The 23789-nt window shown below is 67.3% G+C and carries 18 protein-coding genes and 1 tRNA gene; 10 read left to right on the forward strand and 9 right to left on the reverse strand.

What is annotated here, in order from left to right:
- The first annotated feature begins 18 nt into the window (after window positions 1-18).
- From BLQ50_RS10625 to BLQ50_RS10640, 4 genes are all read left to right on the forward strand, one after another.
- A tRNA-Ala gene (locus tag BLQ50_RS10625) sits at window positions 19-91 on the forward strand.
- A 172-nt stretch (window positions 92-263) separates the two neighbouring features.
- Window positions 264-554, forward strand: coding sequence for a DUF1905 domain-containing protein (locus tag BLQ50_RS10630; protein ID WP_093183564.1), 291 nt, complete (start codon window positions 264-266; stop codon window positions 552-554).
- Window positions 555-594: 40 nt separating this feature from the next.
- The gene (locus BLQ50_RS10635; RefSeq protein ID WP_093183565.1) at window positions 595-1347 is read left to right on the forward strand and encodes an HAD family hydrolase; all 753 of its coding nucleotides are present in this window, start codon (window positions 595-597) and stop codon (window positions 1345-1347) included.
- A complete protein-coding gene (locus tag BLQ50_RS10640) occupies window positions 1344-3851 on the forward strand; it encodes a glycoside hydrolase family 65 protein (protein ID WP_245701100.1) in 2508 nt (835 codons plus the stop codon). The genes BLQ50_RS10635 and BLQ50_RS10640 overlap by 4 nt, the downstream gene beginning before the upstream one ends.
- A gap of 76 nt (window positions 3852-3927) precedes the next feature.
- On the opposite strand, the gene BLQ50_RS10645 is transcribed toward BLQ50_RS10640, so the two are convergent.
- From BLQ50_RS10645 to BLQ50_RS10660, 4 genes are all read right to left on the reverse strand, one after another.
- The gene (locus BLQ50_RS10645; RefSeq protein ID WP_093183566.1) at window positions 3928-4827 is read right to left on the reverse strand and encodes a carbohydrate ABC transporter permease; all 900 of its coding nucleotides are present in this window, start codon (window positions 4825-4827) and stop codon (window positions 3928-3930) included.
- Complete coding sequence (locus BLQ50_RS10650; RefSeq protein WP_093183568.1) at window positions 4824-5999, reverse strand: carbohydrate ABC transporter permease; 1176 nt, start codon at window positions 5997-5999, stop codon at window positions 4824-4826. Before BLQ50_RS10650 ends, BLQ50_RS10645 begins: the two co-directional genes overlap by 4 nt.
- A 109-nt stretch (window positions 6000-6108) precedes the next feature.
- On the reverse strand, window positions 6109-7338 hold the full coding sequence (locus BLQ50_RS10655; RefSeq protein WP_093183570.1) for a sugar ABC transporter substrate-binding protein: 1230 nt from the start codon (window positions 7336-7338) through the stop codon (window positions 6109-6111).
- A 32-nt stretch (window positions 7339-7370) separates the two neighbouring features.
- The gene (locus BLQ50_RS10660; RefSeq protein ID WP_093183571.1) at window positions 7371-8426 is read right to left on the reverse strand and encodes a LacI family DNA-binding transcriptional regulator; all 1056 of its coding nucleotides are present in this window, start codon (window positions 8424-8426) and stop codon (window positions 7371-7373) included.
- 211 nt (window positions 8427-8637) lie between these two features.
- Here BLQ50_RS10660 and BLQ50_RS10665 point away from each other — a divergent pair, with 211 nt between their 5' ends.
- Window positions 8638-10740 (forward strand): amylo-alpha-1,6-glucosidase, encoded by a 2103-nt coding sequence (locus tag BLQ50_RS10665; protein ID WP_093183573.1) that lies wholly within the window; start codon window positions 8638-8640, stop codon window positions 10738-10740.
- A gap of 242 nt (window positions 10741-10982) precedes the next feature.
- Entirely contained in the window at window positions 10983-12086 is a 1104-nt protein-coding gene (locus tag BLQ50_RS10670) for a fatty acid desaturase family protein (protein ID WP_093183803.1), read from the forward strand.
- 52 nt (window positions 12087-12138) lie between these two features.
- On the opposite strand, the gene BLQ50_RS10675 is transcribed toward BLQ50_RS10670, so the two are convergent.
- Both BLQ50_RS10675 and BLQ50_RS10680 read right to left on the reverse strand, forming a co-directional pair.
- The gene (locus BLQ50_RS10675; RefSeq protein WP_093183574.1) at window positions 12139-13020 is read right to left on the reverse strand and encodes a TolB family protein; all 882 of its coding nucleotides are present in this window, start codon (window positions 13018-13020) and stop codon (window positions 12139-12141) included.
- Between the two features lie 220 nt (window positions 13021-13240).
- Window positions 13241-14158, reverse strand: a complete 918-nt coding sequence (locus tag BLQ50_RS10680) for a LysR family transcriptional regulator (RefSeq protein ID WP_093183576.1) — start codon at window positions 14156-14158, stop codon at window positions 13241-13243.
- Window positions 14159-14276: 118 nt separating this feature from the next.
- On the opposite strand from BLQ50_RS10680, the gene BLQ50_RS10685 reads away from it, so the two are divergent.
- Together BLQ50_RS10685 and BLQ50_RS10690 are read left to right on the forward strand one after the other, a co-directional pair.
- A complete protein-coding gene (locus BLQ50_RS10685; protein ID WP_093183577.1) occupies window positions 14277-15137 on the forward strand; it encodes an aldo/keto reductase in 861 nt (286 codons plus the stop codon).
- Window positions 15138-15196: 59 nt separating this feature from the next.
- Window positions 15197-16129 (forward strand): aldo/keto reductase, encoded by a 933-nt coding sequence (locus BLQ50_RS10690; protein WP_093183579.1) that lies wholly within the window; start codon window positions 15197-15199, stop codon window positions 16127-16129.
- Window positions 16130-16187: 58 nt separating this feature from the next.
- Here BLQ50_RS10690 and BLQ50_RS10695 read toward each other — a convergent pair whose 3' ends face one another.
- Window positions 16188-17960, reverse strand: coding sequence for a dolichyl-phosphate-mannose--protein mannosyltransferase (locus tag BLQ50_RS10695; protein WP_093183580.1), 1773 nt, complete (start codon window positions 17958-17960; stop codon window positions 16188-16190).
- A gap of 40 nt (window positions 17961-18000) precedes the next feature.
- On the opposite strand from BLQ50_RS10695, the gene rsmI reads away from it, so the two are divergent.
- Both rsmI and BLQ50_RS10705 read left to right on the forward strand, forming a co-directional pair.
- Entirely contained in the window at window positions 18001-18861 is an 861-nt protein-coding gene (gene rsmI, locus BLQ50_RS10700; protein WP_093183582.1) for a 16S rRNA (cytidine(1402)-2'-O)-methyltransferase, read from the forward strand.
- Window positions 18862-18945: 84 nt separating this feature from the next.
- On the forward strand, window positions 18946-20703 hold the full coding sequence (locus tag BLQ50_RS10705) for an ABC transporter ATP-binding protein (protein WP_093183805.1): 1758 nt from the start codon (window positions 18946-18948) through the stop codon (window positions 20701-20703).
- A 21-nt stretch (window positions 20704-20724) separates the two neighbouring features.
- On the opposite strand, the gene BLQ50_RS10710 is transcribed toward BLQ50_RS10705, so the two are convergent.
- Both BLQ50_RS10710 and BLQ50_RS10715 read right to left on the reverse strand, forming a co-directional pair.
- Window positions 20725-22869 (reverse strand): DUF5979 domain-containing protein, encoded by a 2145-nt coding sequence (locus BLQ50_RS10710; RefSeq protein WP_093183583.1) that lies wholly within the window; start codon window positions 22867-22869, stop codon window positions 20725-20727.
- A gap of 321 nt (window positions 22870-23190) precedes the next feature.
- Window positions 23191-23775: an isochorismatase family protein gene (locus tag BLQ50_RS10715; protein ID WP_093183585.1), complete on the reverse strand. Its 585-nt coding sequence runs from the start codon at window positions 23773-23775 to the stop codon at window positions 23191-23193.
- Window positions 23776-23789 lie beyond the last annotated feature (14 nt).

Genomic DNA, 23789 nt, shown 5'->3' on the forward strand with positions numbered 1-23789 from the left:
TTCGTTTCCTGCAGTGGAGGGGCTATGGCGCAGCTGGTAGCGCGCTTCGTTCGCATCGAAGAGGTCAGGAGTTCGAATCTCCTTAGCTCCACCGAGAATCACCACGAGGAGTCTCACCCCATGCGGGGTGGGACTCCTTTTTTCTTGCGTGCGCGACGCGGGGACGAGCGCGGCCGAGGTGACTCGCGCCGCGCTCGAGGCGATAGTCTGACGATGATCCGGTCGTCGACAGGGCCGGGCGCCCCGTTCTGGAGGAGACCGCAATGGCAATGCTGGATGACCCGCTCACGCTTGATCACGAGTTCACGGCACAGCTGCAGAAGGACGGTGCCTTCGACACCTACCTCACGGTGCCCGGCTCGGTCGAGCTCCTTGGGACCCGCAAGGCCGTGAAGGTCACCGGGACCGTCGACGGGCACCACTTCGCCGCGACGCTCATGCCCTCGGGCAGCGGGCTGCACCGGCTCCCGCTGCGGGCGGCGCTGCGCAAGGCGGTCGGCAAGGACGCTGCGGGCGACGAGGTGCGGATCCGGCTGGAGAAGCGGCTCGGCTGACGCGTGCGGCCGTGGGTGGCGGGCCTTCTACACTTCTTGGGTGACCCATCAACACGATTTTGCTGCCTACCTCTTCGATCTCGACGGGGTGCTGACACCCACCGCGGACGTTCACATGCTGGCCTGGTCCGAGCTCTTCAACACCTACCTGGAGGCTCGCGGCCTCAGCCCCGAGTACACCGAGCGTGACTACTTCGACTATGTCGACGGCAAGCCCCGCTACGAAGGTGTGCGTTCCTTCCTGGAGTCCCGTGGCATCGAGCTGCCCTATGGCGACCCGAGCGACGCGGCTGACCAGGAGACGGTGTGCGGTCTGGGGAACCGTAAGAATGCCGTGTTCTCATCGATCCTGGAGAAGGACGGCGTGGACCCGTACCCCGGGTCGGTGAAGTTCCTCGACGCGTTGGCGAAGACGGGGGCCAAGGTCGCCGTGGTCTCGAGCTCGCGCAACGCCCCGGTTGTGCTGGCCGCTGCTGGTCTCAGCGATCGCTTCGAGGTCGTCATCGACGGGCAGGTCGCAGCGGCGAAGGGCCTGCCGGGTAAGCCTGCGCCTGACACCTACGAGTACGCGGCGTCGTTGCTGGGTGTTCCGGCCTCGGCCGCCGTTGTCGTCGAGGACGCACTATCTGGTGTTGCCTCCGGCCGGGCTGGTAGTTTTGGTCTGGTCATCGGTGTTGATCGTGGCGCCGGAGTCGAAGCCCTCCTCGAGGCGGGAGCCGATGTTGTCGTCGCCGACCTGGGCGAGCTGACTGATGACTCTTTGACCGTTCGACTTCCGAAGGACCCCTCGTGACAACAACTTTTCCTGGCGGAATCGACGTCAGCGATTTGATCGATCCAATCGACCGGGGCCGGTTCCCCGTCGACCCCTGGCGGCTGACCGAGTCGGTGTACTGCGCCAAGGACCTCGGCGTCAGCGAGACGCTGTTCTCCGTGGGCAACGGATATCTCGGCATGCGCGGGAACGTCCCCGAAGGACGCGACTCCCACGCGCACGGGACCTTCATCAACGGATTCCACGAGACCTGGGCCATCCGCCATGCAGAGGAGGCATACGGCTTCGCGAAGGTCGGCCAGACGATCGTCAACGTCCCGGACGCCAAGATCATCCGTCTCTACGTCGATGACGAGCCGCTGCTCCTCAGTGTCGCCGACCTGCTCTCCTACGACCGCTCCCTCGACTTCTCCTCCGGGGTGCTCAGCCGTGACCTCGTCTGGCAGACGCCGTCGGGCAAACGGGTGCACGTGCGTGCCCAGCGCATGGTCTCCTTCACCGAGCGCCATCTCGCCATCATGACCTTCGAGGTCACCATGCTCGACGACGACGCCCCAGTGGTGATCTCCAGTCAGATCCTCAACCGCCAGGACGGTCAGGACGAGTACAACGTCCCTTCGGCAGCCATGGGCGAGGGCTTCGACCCCCGCAAGGCCGAACAGTTCGAAGGTCGCGTCCTGCAGCCGTGCTCGCAGTGGATCAGCGACGAGCGTGCGGTCCTGACCTACCGCTGCACCGACTCAGGGATGACCCTCGCCGTCGCGGCCGACCACAAGATCGTCACCGACAACGACTACGAGCTCCTCACCGAGATCGACAAGGACTTCGCCAAGCACGTCTACCGTGTCAAGGCCAAGCCCGGCCAGACGATCACCGTCACCAAGACCGTCAGCTACCACACCTCCCGCGGCATCCCGCCGCTCGAGCTGGTCGACCGCTGCCGCCGCACCCTCGACCGCGTCATCACCGAGGGCATCGACGTCCAGTTCGAGAAGCAGCAGGAGTGGCTCGACGACTACTGGGCCCGCACCGACGTGGTCATCGGCGGGCAGCCCGAGCTGCAGCAGGCCGTCCGCTGGAACCTCTTCCAGCTCGCGCAGGCCACCGCGCGCGCCGAGACCAACGGCGTCCCCGCGAAGGGCCTCACGGGCTCCGGGTACAGCGGCCACTACTTCTGGGACCAGGAGATCTACGTCCTGCCGTACCTGACGTACACCTCCCCGCACAGCGCCCGCAGCGCCCTGCGCTTCCGCTACGCCATGCTCGACGCCGCGCGCCGTCGGGCACGAGAGCTCACCCAGGACGGGGCGCTGTTCCCGTGGCGCACCATCAACGGTGAAGAGGCCTCCGCGTACTACGCAGCGGGAACCGCGCAGTACCACATCGACGCGGACATCTCCTACGCGCTGAGCCAGTACGTCGGCGCCACGGGCGACACGGACTTCATGTCCCGGGAGGCGATCGACATCCTCGTCGAGACCGCCCGCATGTGGGCCGACCTCGGGTTCTGGCGCACCAACGGGGCCGAGGTCTTCAACATCCACGGCGTCACCGGACCCGACGAGTACACGACCGTCGTCGACAACAACCTCTACACGAACGTCATGGCACGGTTCAACCTGCGCCGCGCCGTCGAAGAGGTCTACCGGCTCCGCACCGAAGACCCCATCGCCTACGAGCGCATGGTGTCGCGGTTGAACCTCGATCTCGACGAGGTCAAGGAGTGGGGCCGCGCAGCGGAAGGGATGTGCATCCCCTACGACAAAGAGCTCGGCATCCACCCGCAGGACTCGCACTTCCTCGAACGTGAGATGTGGGACCTGCCCAACACCCCCGCGTCCAACCGCCCGCTCCTGCTGCACTACCACCCGCTGGTCATCTACCGCTTCCAGGTGCTCAAGCAGGCCGACGTCGTGCTCGCGCTGTTCTTGCAGGGGGAGGACTTCACCCCGGAAGAGAAGCTCGCAGACTTCCAGTACTACGACCCGATCACCACGGGTGACTCCACGCTCTCAGCCGTGGTCCAGTCGATCATCGCCGCCGAGGTGGGCTACCAGGACCTCGCGCTGGAGTACTTCACGTCGTCGCTCTTCGTCGACCTGGGCGACCTCCACCACAACACCGCCGACGGTGTGCACGTCGCCTCCGCCGGTGGAATCTGGGAGTCCCTCGTCTTCGGCTTCGGAGGCATGCGCGACCACCGTGGCGTCATCACGATCGACCCGCGCCTCCCCCTGGGCTGGGACGACCTCACCTACCGGATCACGCTCAAGGGCACCCGCGTGCGGGTCTGCGTGCGTCCCACCGAGATCGAGCTGGTCGTCGAGGACGGCGACACGGCGGACGTCATGGTCCGCGGCGTCCCCGTCACAGTGACTGATGCTCCGCAGATCATCGCGCTGGACGGACAAGGCCCCCGGATCGACGGCCACCCGACCGTGCTCGTGGCAGCAGGGCAACGACGCGCAGACGGAACGGTCATGGTCCCGTCAGTGCCGCACTGCCCCACCGCTGCCAACTAGCCCCGCGAAACGGCTCAGGGCCGGTGGTCCCCGTGTGGGGAGCACCGGCCCTGAGCCGCTCTGGCGTGGCGGAGAGCTACTCCTTCACGGCACCGTCGGAGGAGTTCATGATCTTCTTCTGGAAGATGAAGAACAGCACCGCGACAGGAATCGTCATGATCGTGGCGGCGGCCAGCTTGATGGGGTACTGGGTTCCGGCGCTCAGCGCCCCAGATGCAAGTTGAGCAACACCCTTCGTGAGGGTGAACAGCTCAGGCGACTGCGTCGAGATGATCATGTGTGACATCTCGTTCCAGGATCCTTGGAACGACAGAATGAAGATGGTGACCAGAGCAGGTCGAGCCATCGGGAGAACCACGGACCAGAACCGGCGGAACACCCCAGCCCCGTCGATGCGGGCTGCCTCCTCGACCGACGCGGGGATCGACTCGAAGAAGTTCTTCATGATGAAGATCCCCGCGGCGTCTGCCAGCAACGGGATGGTCATACCGGCGTACGTGTCATACATGCCCAGCTCGTTGATGACCAAGAACTTCGGGATGAGCAGGACGACCGACGGGACGGACATGACCGCGATGAGCAAGGCGAAGACCAGCCCGCGCCCAGGAAACCGCAACCGCGACAAGGCGTACCCGGCGAGGGAGTTGAAGAACACCCGACCGCTGGTCACCACGACCGTCACGATGGCGGAGTTCTTGAACCACGTCGGGAAGTCCGCCTCGAAGAGACGCTGCAACGCCTCGGTGCTGAACGTCTGAGGGATCAGGCTGATGGGGTTCGCAGCCGCATCAGGGTCCAGCTTGAAGGAGTTCGCGATCGAGATGAGGAACGGGTAGATGTAGACCAGCGCCAGGATGCCCAGCGCGATGTACACGAGGATCCCGCTGTAGCGGCTGCGGCGAGCCAGCTTGTCGAAGCGTCGGTTCTTCGCGCTACGAACCTCAGGAACGGTGTGTTGAAGTTCGCTGGCGGTCATCGTTGGTCCCCTTCGCCGGGTGTGGAGTCATCCATCTGGGCGCCGGACGCTGTCGGAACCAGAGGAGATGTAGGCGTCGCTGGGACGACGGCGCTGGGTGGTCCGTCGCGGTAGAAACGCTTGCGCTTGGGCAGAGTCTTGCGGTCCCGCAGCACGATGCGCTGCAGGATCGTCATGGCGACGATGATCGCGAACAGGATGAACGCGATGGCCGCACCGCGACCCCACTGGTTGTTCTGGAACGACGAGCTGTACGACAGGTACGCCGGGGTCAACGTGGTCTTCGACGGGTTGCCTTTCGTCCCGACGTAGATCTGGTCGAATACCTGCCACGTCCCGATGAGCCCCAGGGTCAGCACGGTGAACGTCGTCGGCTTGAGCATCGGCAACGTGATGTGCCAGAACCGCTGCCACCCGCTGGCGCCGTCCATGATGCCCGCCTCCTCGACCTCACCCTGCAGGTTCTGCAGGGCAGAGATGAACAGGAGCATGAACGTGCCGGAGGTGGTGAAGACCGCCATGATGATGAACACGCACATGGCGGGGCTGGGGCCGGAGAGCCACTGCCACCAGCTGTTCCCCAAGAATCCGTGGCCGGCCAGGGCCGCTGGTGGGGTGTCTATCCCCATGTTGCCCAGGGCCATGTGGAGGATCCCCTTGGGATCAGAGAACCACTGCGGACCGTTCACACCGATGGCATGGAGCGCCTTGTTCACAGCACCGGTCGTGGAGAACAAGAAGAGGAAGATGACGGTGATCGCGACGGAGCTGGTCACCGACGGGAAGTAGAAAGCCGTCCGGAAGAACCCGCGACCCTTGAGGACGCGACGGTTGACCATGACAGCCAAGAACAGTGAGAGTGCTGTCTGGATGGGGATGACCAGCAGCACGTAATAGCTGTTGTTCTTGATGGACATACCGAAGTCGGACTGCGCCAGCCCGGGCTCTGTCAGCAGCTTGGCGTAGTTGTCGGTGCCCACGAAGTTCACCGTGCTGGCGAAGGGGCTCCCGCGACCGGTCCAGTCAGAGACGGAGACCCATGCTGCCATGAGGACCGGGATGACCAGGAACAGTCCCAGGATGATGACCATGGGGCTGATGAACAGCCAGCCTGCGACGGCTTCGTGCCCGTGTGCGCCGCCTTCTTTTGGTTTCTTGAGGCGTTTCATCATGCCAGCCAAGGGTCTCTCGTTCCGTGATGTAAATCGTTGTAAAGATGGTCCAGTGGGCGCTGGTCACCGTGAGGTGGCCAGCGCCCACTGAGTGAGAACTGCTGACGAGCTACTTGCTGATGGATTCCAGGTTCGTCTGGGTGCTCTCGAGGATGGTCTTGGGGTCCCCGGTGCTCAATGACTGGATCTGGGAGTTGAGCTCGTCGATGACGTCCTTGATCCCGACGATGTTCGGGATCGACTTGGCGTAGTCGGCGCCTTCGATGAACGGTGCAAGAGCCGGGTTGTCGGTCTTCCACTGGTCAGCGGTGGAGACGACAGCGGGCATCACACCGAAGTCCGTGGCGAAGGTCAGCTGCTGCGTGGGCTGCGTCAGGTACTCGACGAGCTTGGTGGCGTTGTCCTTGTTCTGGGAGTCGGCGGCGATTCCCCACCCACCGTTGAACTGCATGGTGCCCTTGCCGGCGGGGCCCGCAGGCAGCTCAGCGACGGTGTACTTGACGTCTGGGTAGGTGTTCGTGAGCGCACCGGTGATCCAGTTGCCCTCGATGGTCATCGCAGCGGCACCCGTTCCGAACGCTTCGCCACCCCAACCGGCCCCGACCTCAGAGGCGTACTTCATGGATCCGGACGTGAGCAGGCTCTGGACGTAGGTCAGCGCTTCGACGTTCTCGGGGGAGTCCGCCGTGACGGCTCCCTTGTCGTCGACGAGCCAGCCGCCGTTCTGAGCGAAGAACGCACCCACGCGGGCGAACTCGGGGCTGATCGACAGGCCGACGGTGTCACCGGTGGTGAGCTTCGCAGCGACCGTGCTGAGCTCGTCCCAGCTGGTGGGGATGTCAGCGTCGGTCAGGCCGGCTGCGGCCCACTTGTCGCTGTTGATGATCAGAGCAAGGGTGGAGAAGTCCTTCGGTGCGGCGTAGACCTGGCCGTCGTAGGTGAAGGAATCCATGATCGTGGGGTAGAAGTCGTCCTTGTTGGACAAGCCCTCCACGAAGGGGTCCAGCGAACCGTTGGACGCATAGGTCGCGATGGTGTCGTTGGTCAGGTAGAACACGTCCGCGGGGTTGCCACTGGCGAATCCCTGGGACAGCTGCTGCGCGATGTCGGAGGCGACACTGACCTTCGCCTTGACGCCGGACTCGGTCGACCAGGCCGCAACGGCGTCCGTGACTGCTTTGGTCTCAGCGTCGCCGGACGAACCGATGAGCACGTTGATGGTCGATGCTGACTCGGAGCTTGCGCCATTTGAGTCGTCGGAACCGCCGCCGCACGCAGCAAGCGCAAGTGCTCCCACAGCCGTCATGGCTACGGTGAGCATCATCTTCTTGTGAAACATGATTCTCCTCTAGAGGTGGCGGGTTTGCCGGGTCAGGTAGTTGTGGGGGGCGTCGCCGTGGATCGGCGGGGGACCAGCCGGGGAGGCAGGAGGCGGTGCCCGGTGGAGTCTGGACGATCCTCAAGCTGAGCGATGAGCAGGTCGAGGGCCGCCTCAGCGACGGCGATCAATGGTTGGGCGACGGACGTCAGCCCGATGGCAGCGGCGACCGGGGTGTCATCAAAACCGACGACGGCGAAGGTCTCGCCGAGGGAGCGCGAGGCTTCGAGAGCCCCGAGGGCCAGCGAGTCTGAGGCGCAGACGACGGCCGTGGGGGCGGCCGGGTGGCCGGTGAGGCTGCGGATGGCGGCAGCTCCTTCGTTGACGCCGTCGGCGGTCTGCAGATCGAGGAGGTCCAGCTCGTCGTCGCCCAGCCCGGAGGTGCGCATGGCCTGCTGCCATCCGAGCCGACGTTCGTCGCCGGTACCCGAGCCTGCCGGCCAGCCGATGAAGGCGATGCGGCGGTGGCCGCTGCTCAGCAGGTGCTCTGTGGCGGAGCGGGTTCCGAAGCTTCCGTCGACGTCGACCCAGGCATGGGGAGCAGTGCCGGACACGGCGGCGTGGGGGAGGGCCCAGGGGCGACCGAAGGTGACGAAGGGGATGTCGCGCGCGCTCAGCCACTCGGTGCGGACGTCGCCGTGGTGGGTGCTGGTGAGCACGAAGGCGTCGATGTCTGTGGTGTCGAGCAGCTCGCCGTAGCGGGCGATCTCGCCGGCGTCGTCGTCGGCGGTGAAGAGGGAGATACGGTAGCCATGCCGTTGCGCCCCCTCGGTGAAGGCGTGCAAGAAGCGGTCGAGGACGGCGCCGTTGATCCCGTCGGTGACCTGCTCGAGGCGAAGTCCGATGACCCGGGAGCGCTTGGTGCGCAGCTGGCGCGCGGCGAGGTGCGGGCGGTAGTTCACCTCGTCGAGGACCGCGCGGACCTTGGCGAGGGTCTCGGCCTGAACGCGTGAGGGCTCGTTGAGGACGTTGGAGACTGTCTGGCGTGAGACGCCAGCGATTGCTGCGACTGACGCCAGCGTTGGTCGTGCGCCCTGCGTGTGTAACATCCCATCGCTCCTTCGCGAGTTCAGCGTCGGTCCGAAATAACTACCCCCGGAGCATCGGCGCACCAGGTGCTTTGCCAGTTTGGATCGATCAACTAGTCTCTTAGGCACATGTGTTGATCGATCAAATCTGGGGTGGACCTCAGGATGTCTTCAACCGTGGCTCATGTCAAGTGCAACGATCTGACGGCCCAGGCTGTCTGGAGGAACATAGATGTTGGACACTCCACTCACGACTGCCGACGGCGCGGCGCAGTCAGACGGTGCGCCCATTCAGCGCCAGCCCCTGCTTCACGAGCTGCTCGTCGCCCTGAGCGCACCGACGCAGGCCTGGTCGGGCGCCGACGGACAGGTTCGTCACACCGGGGCGCAAGGCTTTTTCCACTCCGACGTCCGCGTCCTCTCGACCGCGATCGTGCACGTTGGCGGCGAAGAGCCCGAGATGATCGGCTCCGCCCCGGCCGGTCCCGGATCCGTTCAGATCAGCTCCCTCGCCCGTGGGGTCGACGGCCCCGGAGCCGACCCGACCACCCGTGTGGAGCGTGTGCGCACGGTCCGCGCGGGCGAGGTCACCGAGACCATCACCTTCAGCTGTGCCGCTGCTGACCCCGTCGACGCGCGCATCACCATCGTGCTGGGCAACGATTTCGCGACGATGGAAAAGGTCAAGGGAGGGGCGCCTCTCCGTGAGGTCCCTGCCACCCTCGACGGGGACAACCTCACGTGGACGGACGGCACGGTCGACGTCGTCGTCTCGACCCCGGGCGCGACCCTGAACCTCGACCACCCCGATCGACCCACCGCGACGTGGACCGTCCGCGTGGCCAACGGCTCACCGGTGGTCCTCTCCTGGACGTTGAGCGCCGTCGACCACGACGCGGTCGTGGACGGAGCGAGCTCGGCTGGCGCCGTCTGGTCCCGTCCCGTGGTCGTCGCAGACGACCCGCGCTTGACCGCCTGGGTGGCACAGGCGCTCGACGACCTCGAAAGCCTGCAGATGGCCAGCAAGCGCACGCCCGACGACGTGTTCCTCGCCGCCGGAGCGCCCTGGTTCTTCACGCTGTTCGGTCGCGACTCGATCATCGCCGCCCGCATGATGCTGCCCCTGGGAACCGCGCTTGCCGCCGGGACCCTGCGCACCCTCGCTGCCTACCAAGGCACCAAGATCGACCAGACGACGGCCGAGCAGCCGGGCAAGATCCTCCACGAGGTCCGCCGCGCCGAGCTCAGCGTCGACGGCGACGACGTCGTCCTCCCGCCGATCTACTACGGGACGGTCGACGCGACCCCCCTGTGGATCACCCTCCTGCACGACGCCTGGCGCTGGGGCATGCCCGCCGTCGAGGTTGAAGCGCTCCTGCCCAACCTCCAGGCCGCCCTCGGATGGCTCCGCGACTATGCCGACGCCGACGGCGACGGGTTCCTGGAGTACATCGACGAGACCGGCCGCGGCCTCGCCAACCAGGGCTGGAAGGACTCCGGGGACTCGATCCAGTTCACCGACGGAACCTTGGCGGTCGGCCCCATCGCGCTGGCCGAGGTCCAGGGCTACGCCTACGAGGCGGCCATGTCGGGAGCTGCGCTCCTCGAGGCCTTCGGCCTCGACGGCGCCGACGCGTGGCGCGGGTGGGCCGCTGCCATGGCCGACCGTTTCCGCGCCGCCTTCTGGTTGCAGGACGACCTCGGTGCCTACCCCGGGATCGCTCTCGACGGTCACAAGAAGGTCGTCAACACGGTCACCAGCAACATGGGCCACCTCCTGGGTACGGGCATCCTCAGCCCCGACGAGGCCCTGGTCGTGGCCGACAGGCTGGTCGACCCGGAGATGAGCTCCGGGTACGGGCTGCGCACCATGGCCACCAGCTCGCAGGGCTACTGGCCGTTGAAGTACCACGGTGGTTCGGTGTGGATCCACGACACCGCGGTGGTCATCGAAGGTCTCATGCGTGAAGGGCTCGTCGAGCAGGCTCAGGAGCTGTCCTCCGGACTGTTGCGCGCGGCGTCGGACTTCGGCTTCCGGGTCCCGGAGCTCCACTCTGGCGACTCGACCGAGGTTGTCCCCCGCGCCATTCCGTACCCGGCGGCCTGCCGTCCTCAGGCGTGGTCCGCGGCCTCGTCCATCGTGGTGCTGCAGGCGGCTCTGGGCGTCTCGGCCGACATCCCGAACGGCGTCGTCGTCGCGGGGCCGGCTGCGGCGCTGGGCGGCGTGCGTGTTGACGGACTGACCGTCGCCGGGCAGCCCTTCTCCGCTCAGCGCGAGTCCTCCCAGGCGCGGGCCGCTGTTGAGGCTGAGCCCTTCGAGGTCACCGAGGTCTGAGTCCCTCCACCCGGGTTGGTGCCCGCAGCCGGAGAGCGTCGACGACGCTCTCCAGGCGCGGGTGCCAACCCGTTCTGCGTCTGAGGCACAGAGACATTCGAGCCCGCCCGGCGGTTGGGGGCGGGAGAACTTGCCCTCAGATAGGGGGGACAGCCCCCTGGATCGCTAACCTACGGTTCCGTAGAGTCGGCTGAAGGGCGCCTGTTCGGTGTCCGTCTCCAGGCGACGAGCGGACGATGATCATGGCTAGCAGTGCGGTGATAGGTCAAGGCGACACTCTGGCGAAGCCGGTGTCGGCCCGTGAGCGGCAGGTGAGCGACTTCTCGGCGCTGACCCGCACGGTCCAGGAGACCGGCCTCATGCGGCGTCGCTACGCCTACTACTGGGCCCGGTTCGCGGCCCTCGTCGTGCTCCTCGCCGCGTGCGGGGTGGGCATGGTCCTGCTCGGCAGCTCCTGGTGGCAGCTCGCGATCGCGGGCGTGCTCGGCGTGCTGTTCACCCAGATGGCCTTCCTCGGGCACGACGCCGCGCACCGCCAGATCTTCAAGTCCGGCCAGTGGAACGACTGGGCCAGCCTCGTCATCGCCAACCTCTTCGGCGGTCTCAGCTACGGCTGGTGGCTGCACAAGCACTCCAAGCACCACCAGAAGCCGAACGTGCTGGGCACCGACCCGGACATGATCAACGGCGTCCTGGTCTGGGAGACCGAGACGCTCGAGGAGTCCACGACCGGGGTCCGCGCCTGGTTCGCGGCCCGCCAGGGTCACCTGTTCTTCCCGCTGCTGCTGCTCGAAGGCCTCAACCTGCACGTCAACGGGCTCAAGACGATCTTCGGCAAGGAGCCGGTCAAGCGCCGCGCCGTCGAGATCATCTTCGTCCTGATCCGCCTGATCGGCTTCGTCGCCGCGATCTTCCTGCTCATGCCGGTCGGCCTCGGCTTCGCCTTCCTTGGTGTCCAGCTCGCCATGTTCGGCCTGCTCATGGGGGCGTCCTTCGCCCCGAACCACAAGGGAATGCCGGTCATCGCCCCGGACGTGAAGATCGACTTCCTGCGCCGCCAGGTGCTCATGAGCCGCAACATCCGCGGCGGGCGCTGGGTCGACGTCTTCATGGGCGGCCTCAACTTCCAGATCGAGCACCACCTCTTCCCGAGCATGCCGAGTCCCGCGCTGCGTCAGGTCCGACCGATGGTCATCGAGTTCTGCGCCTCCCGTGGGATCAAGTACACCGAGACGACGCTCATCGACTCCTACCGCATCGTCATCGACTACCTCAACCGGGTCGGCATCGCCTCGCGTGACCCGTTCCAGTGCCCGCTCACCGCGCAGTTCCGCTCGGCGCGCTGAGGCGGCGCCGCCCGACTCAGGGTCGGGCGGCGCGGCGCAGTTCCGGAGCGACTCAGGCGGCGTGGTCCACCGGGTAGGCGACGAAGGCGATACGTGTACCGTTCGGCTCCCAGCTGGGGACGTTGATGGTGCCCTGTCCACCGAACAGGTGGTCCAGGTCCCGGATGGTTCCGTCCTCGTCGCGCAGACGCACGATGACATCCTTGTCGGCGGGGTGCCCAAGCGTCCCCAGCGGGAAGCTCACGTAGACCAGAGAGCGACCGTCCGGTGCAGGGTGGGGGAACCAGTTGACACGCTCGTCGTCGGTCAGCTGCTCGATCGTGCCGCCGGCGGCAGGCATCCGGAAGAGCTGCGCGTGCCCGGGTGCGGTCGAGGCTCGCTCAGAGTTGAAGTAGATCCACTGACCGTCGGGAGAGAACTCTGCACCGTCGTCGGGGAAGTCGTCGTCGGTGAGCTGGATGTCCTGGCCCCCGGCTGCAGGGACGGTATAGACATTGGTCCGCACGCCGTCGTCGAGAATCTGCATCCCGATGTAGGCGAGGAGCGTCCCATCCGGAGAAATGCCGTGGAGGTAGTGCCTGAAGTCCGGGCCACGGTCGTTCGTCACCCGTCGAGTGTCTGTGCCGGTGAGCGCGACGGCGTAGATGTGCCCGTCATCGGATGAGACGTAGGCGAAGCGGCCGTCTGGGCTGAGGACGTGATCATTGTTGATGTCCGGGACGTCGCCCAGATCGATCTGCTCGAGAGGTCCGGTGTCGACGCCGAGCCTGAAGAGGTGGCCGTCTCCGTTGACGATCAGCGAGCGACCGTCGGGACTCCAGTTCGGTGCTTCGACAAGGATCGAGTCGGTGGAGAAGCGAAGGGTCTTGTGACCTGAGGTCACGTCCAAGAGGTAGATCTCGGCTCGTTGGCCTGGGCGAAGCTGGCGTGGCATGGAGCATCTCCTGAACTGTGGTGATGTCAGACGAGGGTAACGGTGGACGGCTCCACCAGGAAGACCAGCGGGAACAGGTAGTCCTTGCGGTGAGCAGCAGCGCCTCACACCCGTGTCTCTGCGACGGACACTGAGCACGCCTGTCGGACGGAGCCGGATGTCGTGCTCGGTCCCCTGCCGGTGGTGGTGGCACGGGGGTGAGCCGGGTCGTGCCGCGGGCCTAGTGATCCGCAGTCGTGTGGGTCGCGGTGCGGCAGGCTGGTGCGTCGTCGAGGAGCTCGAGCAGGTGCGGCGCGAGCGATGTGGTGCGGTCCCACGGGCCCGCCACGACGGAGACGACCCACCGGGGTGCGCGGTCCTCAGGGACGGCCACGGAGATCAGGCGGGCGGCCTGCGGCTTGGCGGCGATGTGCTGGGGGACGAGGGCGATGCCCAGGCCGCGGTCGACGAGGTCGAGCAGGGTGTGGACGTCATTGACGGTGAAGCGGACGCGGCGGCGTATCCCGTGGACGTCGCACGCGGAGTCGTTGAGGGGGCGCACACCCCAGGAGGCGTGGAAGTCGATGAAGTTCTCGTCGGTCAGGTCGCTCCACTCCAGTCGTGAGCGCTCGGCGAGGCGGTGCTCGGGAGGGCACAGCAGGACCAGGGGCTCGCTACCGAGGATCGTCTGAGACAGGGAGCCGAGGTGATCTGTCGTGGCAACGAAGGCGACGTCGAGTTCGTCCTCGCGCACAAGGGCGAGCAGCTCGTGTGAGCCGGCCTGGGTGAAGCGGATCTCCACCTGGGGGAAGCGGCGGTGGAACCGTTCGAGCAGGGGTGGGACGTCGATCACCCCGAGGCATTGTTCGGAGCCGATGTGCAAGGTGCCGGAGACCTCATGGGTTGCTTGGACCACCGCATCTCGGGCGGCGGTCGCCTGTGCCAGCATGGATCTGGCGTAGGGGAGCAGGGCTAGACCGGCTGCCGTGGGCTCGACGCGACGGGTCGTCCGGGTGAACAGGGCGCTGTTGAGCTCGCTCTCGAGACTGCGGATGGCTGCGGACAGCCCGGACTGGGACACACCTGTGACCGCTGCGGCGCGCGTGAACTGCTGCTCGTCCGCCAGTGCGACGAGGTATTCCATCTGCCGCAGATCCATTCAGCACTCCCGATCATGAATGACAGAACCAACAAGTGTTGGACTTCTAGGTTAGTCCTTTCTACGCTCAGGTGCACGGGCCCTCGCGGCCCGCCCACGATTCGAAGCGAGGCACTCCATGCAGCACCGCACCCTTGGCGATCGACAGGTCAGCGCGATCGGACTCGGCGGCATGCCGATGTCGATCGAGGGGCGCCCCGACGAGGCACGTTCCGTGGCGACCATTCACGCCGCGCTCGACGCCGGCGTGACCCTCATCGACACTGCTGACTCCTACCACCGGGACGCCAACGAGGTCGGTCACAACGAAGAGCTGATCGCCCGGGCACTGCGCAGCTACGGCCCTGGCTCAGCTGCGGTCCTGGTGGCAACCAAGGGCGGTCACCTGCGTCCCGGTGACGGCTCCTGGACCCAGAACGGCGACCCCGCCTACCTCAAGCAGGCAGCCAGGGCGTCCGCCCAACGCCTGGGCGTGGACGCGATTGGCCTCTACCAGTTCCATCGCCCGGACCCCGCGGTTCCCTACGCGGACTCCGTCGGCGCACTGGCCGAGCTTCTCGACGAGGGGGTCATCCTCATGGCTGGTATCTCGAATGCGACCGTTGAGCAGATCGACCTGGCCGACGAGGTGCTCGGCGGACGCCTGGTTTCCGTGCAGAACCAGTTCTCCCCGCGCTTCCGCTCGAGCCAGGTTGAGCTTGCGCACTGCGCACGGCGTGCCATCGCCTTCCTGCCATGGAGCCCGCTGGGCGGCATCGCGAACGCCGCCGAGCTCGGCACGCGCCATGCGGCCTTCCAGGAGGTCGCCCAGGCTCACGAGGTGAGCGTCCAGCAGGCGGTGCTCGCGTGGGAGCTTGCTCTCGCACCAGTTGTCATCCCCATCCCAGGGGCCTCGCGGCCCACGAGCATCCAGGACTCGGTGCGTGCTGCCGACCTCGTCCTGAGCCCGGACGAGGTTGCACGGCTGTCCGCCGCGTGACCTCACATCGCTCCACCGGCCCGTCAGGCGACGGGCCGCACAACCTCAAGGAGACCGCCATGAAGACCTTTACCCTGCCAGGCACGGACATCGTCGTCCCCAACGTGGTCCTTGGGCTCATGCGCATCGGAGACATGTCCGACGACGCCGTCCGTGATCTCGTGGGCACTGCCAGGGACGCAGGCATCACCTTCGTGGACCACGCTGACGTCTATGGCGGCGAATTGCACGCGTGCGAGCGGCGGTTCGCCGAGGCGATGCGGCTGACCGCGTCCGAGCGTGAGGCGACGACCATCCAGACAAAGTGCGGCATCGTGCGAGAGGGACCGTACTTCGACTTCTCCTACGAGCACATCATCGAATCCGTCAACGGCTCGCTTGCGGCCCTGGACACCGACTACATCGACATCCTGCTGCTGCACCGTCCCGACGCCCTCGTCGAGCCCGAGGAGGTCGCGCGCGCCTTCGACGAGCTGTCCGCAGCGGGCAAGGTCCGGGCCTTCGGCGTCTCGAACCACACGCCGGGCCAGATCGAGCTGCTGCGCCGCCACGTCACCCAACCGCTCGTGGCCAACCAGCTCCAGCTCTCGATCACCCACGCACCGATGATCGCGCAGGGGGTCGCCGGGAACATGCAGGCACAGGACCAGTCCGTGGTCCGCGACGGTGGTGTGCTCGACTACTGCAGGCTGAACGACATCACGATCCAGGCATGGTCGCCGTTCCAGGCAGGGTTCTTCACCGGAGTGTTCTTCGACTCCCCGAAGTACCCGGAGCTCAACGCCGTCATCAACCGGCTCGCTGCGGCCTACCAGGTTCCGCCGATCGCGATCGCGACAGCCTGGATCACTCGCCACCCAGCCCGCATGCAGGTGGTGCTCGGGACGACCAACGCGGCCAGGGTCGCAGGGGCTGCGCTTGGCTCCGACCTGCCGTTGACTCGCGCCGAGTGGTACGAGCTGTTCCGCGCCGCGGGGTACGTGGTTCCCTGAGCGGGCGCACGTCGGGCACCAGCCTGCCTCGACTCCTGCGGAGGTCGGGAGACGAGACCTAGATCCAGCTCCGCAGCCACATGTGCATGTGCCAGAACGAGTACGGCACCTCCATGCCCACCCAGATCGGGTAGAAGAATCCGCTGATCACGACGATGAGGCCCAGCAGTGCCCCGATGGCCCAGCGCGCCCGGCGTCGTTGCACCGGGTCGTGGGCCAGCTGCTCCCAGCCGACCACGAGGGCGTACGTCAGGGCCAGATACATCCACGGCGCGAAGGCGATCGTGTAGAAGGTGAAGATCGTGCGATCAGTGATGAACAGCCAGGGGACCCAGCCGGCGAGCAGCCCAGCCAGCACGGCGCCGGCCCGCCAGTCGCGGTAGCGCAGCAGCATATAGAGCGCAAAGACGAGCGCCACCGTCGCGAGCCACCAGATGAGCGGGTTGCCTACGGAGGTGATCGCCTGGGTGCACTCCTGGGCCCCGCAGCCACCGGTCCCGTCAGTGGTCTTGTTCCAGTAGAACGACGTCGGGCGCAGCTGCAGCAGCCAGCCCCAGGGGTTGGCCATGTAGGTGTGCGGGTTGGTCAGCGTCGTGTGGAACTTCCACATCGCCTCGTGGTACGCCCACAGGGAGCGCAGCGCATCGCCCCAGCTCACCAGGACGTCTGGCAGCCAGCTCGGGTACACGTGCGGGTTCTTCTCCCACCAGTCCCGGTCGTAGGAGTTCGGGTTGGCGAACCAGGCCGACCACGAGGCCAGGTAGGTGAGCAGCACGGTGGGCACCATGACTGCTGCGGCGGGCAGTGCGTCGCGCACGAGCGCGGCGAGCGGCCACAGTCGGATGCCGACGGCGCGCCGTGCCGTGGCGTCCCACAGGACAGATACGACCGCGAAGACGGCGAAGAAGTACAGCCCGGACCACTTCGTGCCGCAGGCCAGGCCCAGGGCGATCGCGGCGGCGAAACGCCACCAGCGGAAACCGAGCCTCGGTCCGAACCGGCCCAGCCCGACCCCGGAGTCGATCAAGGGGGCGGCCCTGGCGGCGAGACGGCGTCGGGACCAGTTTCGGTCGGCGACGAGGCAGGCGAAGGCGACAACGACCCAGAACATGACGAAGACGTCGAGCAGGGCGGTGCGCGAGTGGACGATCGCGACGCCGTCGATCGCGAACAGGCCGCCGGCGATGACCCCGAAGGCCGTCGAGCCGAAGAGCTGTCGGGCGGTGCGGGCCAGCAGGAAGACCGCGATGATGCCGACGATCGCCGGGGCCAGGCGCCAGGCCCAGGAATTCTCCGGGCCGCCGATCCGCATGCCGAGGGCGATCATCCACTTGCCCACCGGAGGGTGGACCACGTAGTCGGCGTAGTTGAGGTAGATGTCCTGGTTGCCGGACTCGAAGCTCGGGTTGGCGTCGTCGGGCCACTCGGCCTCAAAACCGGCCATGAGCAGTGTGAAGGCGCCCTTGACGTAATAGGTCTCGTCGAAGACGAGGGTGCGGGGGTGGCCGAGGTTGATCAGGCGTAGCAGCGCGGCGAGCGCGGCGACGAGGGCCGGACCCATCCAGGACCAGAACCGGTCGGAGCTTGTCGTCCCGAGGGCGAGTACCCGGGCGGAGAAGAGCCGGGTGAGCAGGGAGCGTTCGGTGTCCCCGGCGGGCGCCGGGTCGGAGGGACCAGACGCGTCTGGTCCGACGTCGCTCAAGCCGCTCGAGCCGTTCGCCTCCAGCGCGGCTGAACCCGCAGAATCTGCCTGCACGTCGCCCGACCGGACGGGCTCCGCCGCGTCCGGCCCGTCTCCGCCGACCTCGTCGCTGGCCCTCTCGCTCCCCATCACGCCAGCCATCGTAGGGGGACGTGGCAGGCTTGGCCCCATGACAGGCCGCCTTATCCTTGCCGGAACGCCCATCGGCGACGTCGAAGACGCCTCACCGCGCCTGCGTCGCCTCCTCACCGAGGCGGATGTGATCGCGGCGGAGGACACCCGACGGCTGCACGCGCTGGCCGGCCGGCTCGAGCTCAAGCCGGGTGGGCGGGTGATCAGCTACCACGAGCACAACGAGACGGCGCGGGCCGACGAGCTGCTTGACGTCGTCGCCGGCGGGGGCACGGTCCTGCTCGTGACGGACGCCGGTATGCCGAGCGTGTCCGACCCGGGCTACCGCATCGTCACTCGGGCGATCGAGCGCGGGCTGCCGGTGACGTCGGCGCCGGGACCGAGCGCCGTGCTCACCGCGCTCGCGGTGTCGGGGCTGCCCACGGACCGGTTCTGCTTCGAGGGCTTCCCGCCGCGCAAGCCGGGGGAGCGGGCTCGGGCCTTCGAGCTGCTTGCCGCCGAGCGCCGCACGATGGTGTTCTTCGAGTCCCCGCACCGCGTCGACGTGACCCTCGCTGCGATGGCCGACGGTTTCGGCGACGACCGCAAGGCCGCCATCTGCCGCGAGCTCACCAAGACCTATGAGGAGGTCATCCGTGGTGGGCTGCGCGAGCTCGCCGAGCGGGCGGCCGGGGAGCAGCTGCGCGGGGAGATCTCGATCGTCGTAGCGGGTGCCCCTGAGCGGGAGTCGGCGACCACCGCCGAGCTCGTCGCCGAGGTGCTGACCCGGGCCGACGCCGGAGAACGGCTCAAGGAGGCCGTGGCAGAAGTCGCCGCGGCGGCCGGAGTGCCTAAGCGCGACCTCTATGCGGCCGCGCTCGCCGCGAAGCCGGCCCGACCGGCGGGGCCGAAGAAGTAGCGCGAGGCGACGTCGCCTGCCCGGCCGGGCTTCGTCGTCGGGCAGGCGATCGAATGGATTCGATCGATGCGCGAGAATGGTCCGATGACCCGTGAGAGCGCACCGATCGAAGACTGGTACGACGGTGCGTACCCGGCGCGCACGACCGCCAAGCTGTTCTCCGACCAGCGATGGCGCCTCGCCGGGGCCGCGGCGGCCTACGCGGTCAAGCACTCGCCCGTATGGCTCATGCCGGTCCTCACGGCCGAGGTCATCGACATCGTGGTCGAGAAGCGCCCGCTGTCCCAGCTGTGGGTGGTCGCCGCGATCATGGCCGTCGTCATCGCCCAGAACCTGCCGCTGTCCGTCCTCTACATCCGCTGGCTCAGCCAGTCTGTACGCACGGTCGAGACGAACCTGCGGATGTCCCTGGCCCGGCGCCTGCAAGAGCTGTCGATCGGCTACCACCGACGGATGAGCGCCGGCGTGCTGCAGGCCAAGATCGTGCGCGACGTCGAGAACGTCGTGGAGGCCTCCCGGCAGACCTTCGACTCGACCATGGGCGCGGTGTCCACCCTGGCCGGCGCGCTGGTCCTCACAGCCGTGCGGACGCCGGAGTTCCTGCCGGTCTTCCTGGTCACGGTGCCGATCGCCGCTGGCCTGGTCTTTGCGACCCGCCGGCGCATGAAGGACCGCAACGCGGCCTTCCGCAAGCAGGTCGAGGCGATGTCCGCGCGTGTCTCGGAGATGACCCACCTCATCCCGATCACCCGCGCGCACGCCCTGGAGAACCGCGAGCTGGACCGCCTGGACGGCACCCTGGTCGGCGTGCGCGACGCCGGCATCCGCCTCGACATGCTCAACGGACGCTTCGGAGCACTCGCCTGGATCACGTTCCAGCTGCTCTCGGTGGCCTGCCTGATCGGCGCCGCGTGGGCTGCCTACACCGGCACCTTCGACCTGACTCCAGGCGACATCGTCATGCTCTCGAGCTACTTCATGCAGCTGACCGGCTCGGTCACCGTGCTGATGAACCTCGCCCCGGTCATCACCAAGGGGCTCGAGTCGGTGCGGTCCATGGCCGACGTCCTGTCCGAGGAGGACATCGAACACAACGACGGCAAGATGAGCGTGCCCGCCGTCGACGGCCGGGTCACCTTCGAGCAGGTGGCCTACCAGTACGACGACGCCGCGGCTCCGGCGATCTCCGACCTCACCCTCGACGTGCCCGCCGGGGAGACGATCGCGCTGGTCGGTCCGTCGGGCTCGGGCAAGTCGACCGTGCTCAACATGGTCATCGGGTTCCTGCGGCCCACGTCCGGGCGGATCCTCGTCGACGGCCAGGACATGGCCGAGCTGGACCTGCGTTCCTACCGCAAGCACATCGCCGTCGTGCCGCAGGAGTCCTTGCTCTTCGAGGGCTCGGTGCGCGACAACGTGACCTACGGCAGCAAGGACCTCTCCGACGAGGTGGTGCTCGCTGCGCTGTCAGACGCGAACGCCGCGGGATTCGTGGAGGAGATGGGCGGGCTGCACGCCGTCATCGGAGAGCGCGGCTCGCGCCTCTCGGGCGGACAGCGCCAGCGGATCGCAATCGCCCGTGCGCTCATCCGCAACCCTCGGGTGCTCGTCCTGGACGAGGCGACCTCGGCCCTGGACGGGACGTCGGAACGCCTCGTCCAGCAGGCGCTGGAACGGCTCATGGCCGGGCGGACGACCTTCGTCGTCGCGCACCGGCTGTCCACGATCCGCGGTGCCGACCGCATCGCGGTCATGGAGAACGGGCGGATCGTGGAGGTCGGCTCGCACGCGGAGCTCGTGGCGAGCGGCGGCGCGTACGCCGCGCTCAGCACGAGCTCCTGACCGGGTCCACGGAGAGACGAATCAGCGTTCGCTGCGCGTGCGTCGCGAGCTGACCATGGCGATTCCCGCGATGGCCAGGCCGGCCGCGGTGAGCAGCGCGGCGAGCGGGGAGGCGCCCGTCATGGCGAGCCCACCCGAGCTGGGGAGCGTGTACGCGCCGGTCGGCGCGGTTCCGCTCGTGCTGAGCACACCCACGACCGGCGTGCGAGCGGCCGTATTGGTCACGGCGACCGCAGTCGCACCGGCGGAGACGGTCACGGCCGCAGAGGTGGGGGTCGTGGCGGAGGCGACGGTGAAGGTCGGTGAACCCCACTGCACGTTCGTGACGGCGGGGATCACCGGTTCGGTGAGGGTCACCACGGTTCCGACCGGCAGGTCCTCGATGGTCGCGGTGGCTCCGGCGAGAACCGGCAGCGTCCCCGTGACGACCTGTCCGTCGAGGGTGTAGGAGTATGCCACCGCGTAGGCGGTATCGGCCGGGACGAGCGAGGCAGCCGGCCCGGTGACGGACTTGGTCACCGCGATCGAGCCCAGCTCGACGTCGGGCACGCGGGTGGTGGTGTTGGTGAGGTTCACCGCGACCGTGGAGTCGGCGGCGATGGTCACGTCGATGCTGGGGGTGGGTGTTGCGGTTGCGCCGGCGATGGTGAATGCCGGCGCGCCCCAGGCGGCCCCAGTCACGGCGGGGATCACCGGTTCGGTGAGGGTCACCACGGTTCCGACCGGCAGGTCCTCGAGGGTCGCGGTGGCTCCGGCGAGAACCGGCAGCGTCCCCGTGACGGTGTTGCCGTCGAGGACGTAGGAGTAGTCGACGGCGTACTCGGTGCCTGCGGGGACGACACCGTCACCGGTCACGGCCTTCGTGACGGCCAGGGCGCCGACCTTGACCGGGGGTACCACGAAGTGGTTGGTCGCCGTGACTTGGATCAGGGCGGGGGAGTCCGCGGTCACGGTCACCGTGTCCGAGTCGGAGTAGGTGACCGAGGTCGCGCCGAGGTTGTCCGTCTCGGTGATCACACAGACGCTGCCCACAGGGATCGACTGGATATAGGCGACCTCGTCGGCCGCGAGGGTGAGCGTTCGCGGGAAGGTGGCGAGGCTGGTGCCGTCCACCGTGCAGTCGACTGAGAAGGCGAAGCTGCCGGCCGGGGCGATGCCGTCGACCTTCTTGGTCAGGGCGAGGCTGCGGACCATGTCGCCGTTGCCGTCGCCGCTCGCCCCCTGATAGAAGGCCGTGCCGTTGGTCGACCAGGCCTCAGACCCGGCGATCGTGTTCGCGTAGGTGTCGCCGTTGACGCGCTCAGTGGGCAGCGGGGCCCAGTACTGAATGATGAAGGTGCCGGTGGCCTCAGGCGTGTAGTTGATCTTGACCTGGAACTGGTTCGCGGTGGGACCCTCGGTGAGGGCGTAGCCGTCGGAGGCATCCGCGGCGAGGCGGACGACGTTGTTGCCCCAGTCGCCGCCGTTCCACTCGGAGTCGAGCACGAAGTCGATCGTGAACGTGGTCATGTCGGGGATCAGGCGGGGGTCGATCGTGTCGGTCAGGGTGATCGGCGTGCCGTCCTGGCCGACGACATCCTTGGAGGGCAGGTAGATCTGCCACACGGTCTCGGCCGTGCCGTCGGCGACCCAGCCCCACTTCGTCGGCGTGGTGATGGGCTCGAAGGTGCCCTCGCCCACCTCACCGACTCCCCCAGGGATCGCGACCACGATGGTTGCGCTCGAACCGGCGACGAACGTGACTTCCTCGTTCGTGCTCGTCTCGGTGAAGGACGCGTAGAAGCTCAGGGTGCCGCTGACGTTCTTGCGGTCGTTGACGTAGGAGGACAGCGTGCACTCGAAGCCGGCGGGGGCCACCGTGCAGGTCGCCACGACCGCGCCCGTGGGGTCCTTGAGGTCGAAGGTGTCGACGAAGCCGCTCAGCTTGGGATCCGTGGGGAACGCCAACGAGAAGGTGTCACCCGCCACGGCGGCGTCAGGCACCGCCCAGGTCGCGTCGATCTTGAGCTTTTGGTACTGGGTGATGGGATCACCGGACGTGGTGATGGTGACGCCGGTGACGGCGTCCAGCTCGGTCGCCTGGGATGCGACCGGGAGACTCACGACGGCGATCGCGGCCAGCAGGACTGCAACGAGGGCGGCCGTGGCCCGTCGGAGACGGGACATCGTTGCGAGGCCGCGCCGGGCGCGTCGGTGTCGTGGGGCAGCTCCGCGAGGTGGGGCAGATGATGAGCTGGTAGCCATGGGGTCCTCCGTCGTGCAGCCGCGGTGTGTACGGCACTTTCACGGGCGAAGTCACGCGGGAGGCGTCCCGCCGTGTCGTCCGTCACAGGGGAAGACTGCGAGATCTGTCGAACATGACGCGGGATGGCCGAGCAGTTTTTTGAATCTGGGAATGGGCGCGTCGTCCTGGGGCGAGAGCGTCGCGGCATACGTCTACGCGTTGGATCTGGCCCGCTGTCCGGTGACGGCCGAACCTGGTGTGCCTCAGGCGAGGCCCACCAGCACCCCGGCCCGGGTCATCTCGGCTCGTGCGGCAGCCCCCTGCTCGGGGGTGACCGGGACCGTGAGGTTGCTGAACACCCGGGTGGCGAACCCCAGAGCGAGCGCGTCCAGCGCGGTCGCCTTGACGCAGTGCGACTCCGCGATCCCGACGACGTCGACCGCGGTGATCGTCTCTGCGTGCAAAATGTCCACGAGCAGGTTCCCGTCGCCGTCGCGCCCCTCGAAGCCGGAGTACGCGGCCGCGTACTGGCCTTTCTTGACGCTCACCTCGGGAGCCAGCTCGGCGAGCGCGGGGTGCAGCTCGGCCTCGGCGGTCCCGGCGACCCCGTGAGGTGGCCAGGTGTCGACGAAGTCGGGAGCCTCGGAGAAGTGCTCGCCCGGGTCGATGTGCCAGTCCTGGGTCGTGACCACCAGGTCATAGTCGTCGCGCCGGTCGGCCGCGAAGACCGCGATGGCGTGCGCTACGGCGTTGCCTCCGGCGACCGCGAGCGCGCCACCTTCGCAGAAGGTGGGCTGGACGTCGACGACGATGAGGGCGCGATGGGTACCGAAGGCGGGGCTGCTCATGGGTCCACAGTATC

Origin of the sequence: Sanguibacter gelidistatuariae, assembly GCF_900096585.1 — a bacterium.
Lineage (GTDB): Bacteria > Actinomycetota > Actinomycetes > Actinomycetales > Cellulomonadaceae > Sanguibacter > Sanguibacter gelidistatuariae.

Excerpts from the sequence above, each read along its gene's own strand:
- BLQ50_RS10630 (WP_093183564.1), top strand. The coding sequence starts at position 264 with ATGGCAATGCTGGATGACCCGCTCACGCTTGATCACGAGTTCACGGCA.
- BLQ50_RS10645 (WP_093183566.1), bottom strand. The coding sequence starts at position 4,827 with ATGACCGCCAGCGAACTTCAACACACCGTTCCTGAGGTTCGTAGCGCG.
- BLQ50_RS10650 (WP_093183568.1), bottom strand. The coding sequence starts at position 5,999 with ATGATGAAACGCCTCAAGAAACCAAAAGAAGGCGGCGCACACGGGCAC.
- BLQ50_RS10655 (WP_093183570.1), bottom strand. The coding sequence starts at position 7,338 with ATGTTTCACAAGAAGATGATGCTCACCGTAGCCATGACGGCTGTGGGA.
- BLQ50_RS10660 (WP_093183571.1), bottom strand. The coding sequence starts at position 8,426 with ATGTTACACACGCAGGGCGCACGACCAACGCTGGCGTCAGTCGCAGCA.
- BLQ50_RS10665 (WP_093183573.1), top strand. The coding sequence starts at position 8,638 with ATGTTGGACACTCCACTCACGACTGCCGACGGCGCGGCGCAGTCAGAC.
- BLQ50_RS10670 (WP_093183803.1), top strand. The coding sequence starts at position 10,983 with ATGGCTAGCAGTGCGGTGATAGGTCAAGGCGACACTCTGGCGAAGCCG.
- BLQ50_RS10675 (WP_093183574.1), bottom strand. The coding sequence starts at position 13,020 with ATGCCACGCCAGCTTCGCCCAGGCCAACGAGCCGAGATCTACCTCTTG.
- BLQ50_RS10680 (WP_093183576.1), bottom strand. The coding sequence starts at position 14,158 with ATGGATCTGCGGCAGATGGAATACCTCGTCGCACTGGCGGACGAGCAG.
- BLQ50_RS10685 (WP_093183577.1), top strand. The coding sequence starts at position 14,277 with ATGCAGCACCGCACCCTTGGCGATCGACAGGTCAGCGCGATCGGACTC.
- BLQ50_RS10690 (WP_093183579.1), top strand. The coding sequence starts at position 15,197 with ATGAAGACCTTTACCCTGCCAGGCACGGACATCGTCGTCCCCAACGTG.
- BLQ50_RS10695 (WP_093183580.1), bottom strand. The coding sequence starts at position 17,960 with ATGGGGAGCGAGAGGGCCAGCGACGAGGTCGGCGGAGACGGGCCGGAC.
- rsmI (WP_093183582.1), top strand. The coding sequence starts at position 18,001 with ATGACAGGCCGCCTTATCCTTGCCGGAACGCCCATCGGCGACGTCGAA.
- BLQ50_RS10705 (WP_093183805.1), top strand. The coding sequence starts at position 18,946 with ATGACCCGTGAGAGCGCACCGATCGAAGACTGGTACGACGGTGCGTAC.
- BLQ50_RS10710 (WP_093183583.1), bottom strand. The coding sequence starts at position 22,869 with ATGTCCCGTCTCCGACGGGCCACGGCCGCCCTCGTTGCAGTCCTGCTG.
- BLQ50_RS10715 (WP_093183585.1), bottom strand. The coding sequence starts at position 23,775 with ATGAGCAGCCCCGCCTTCGGTACCCATCGCGCCCTCATCGTCGTCGAC.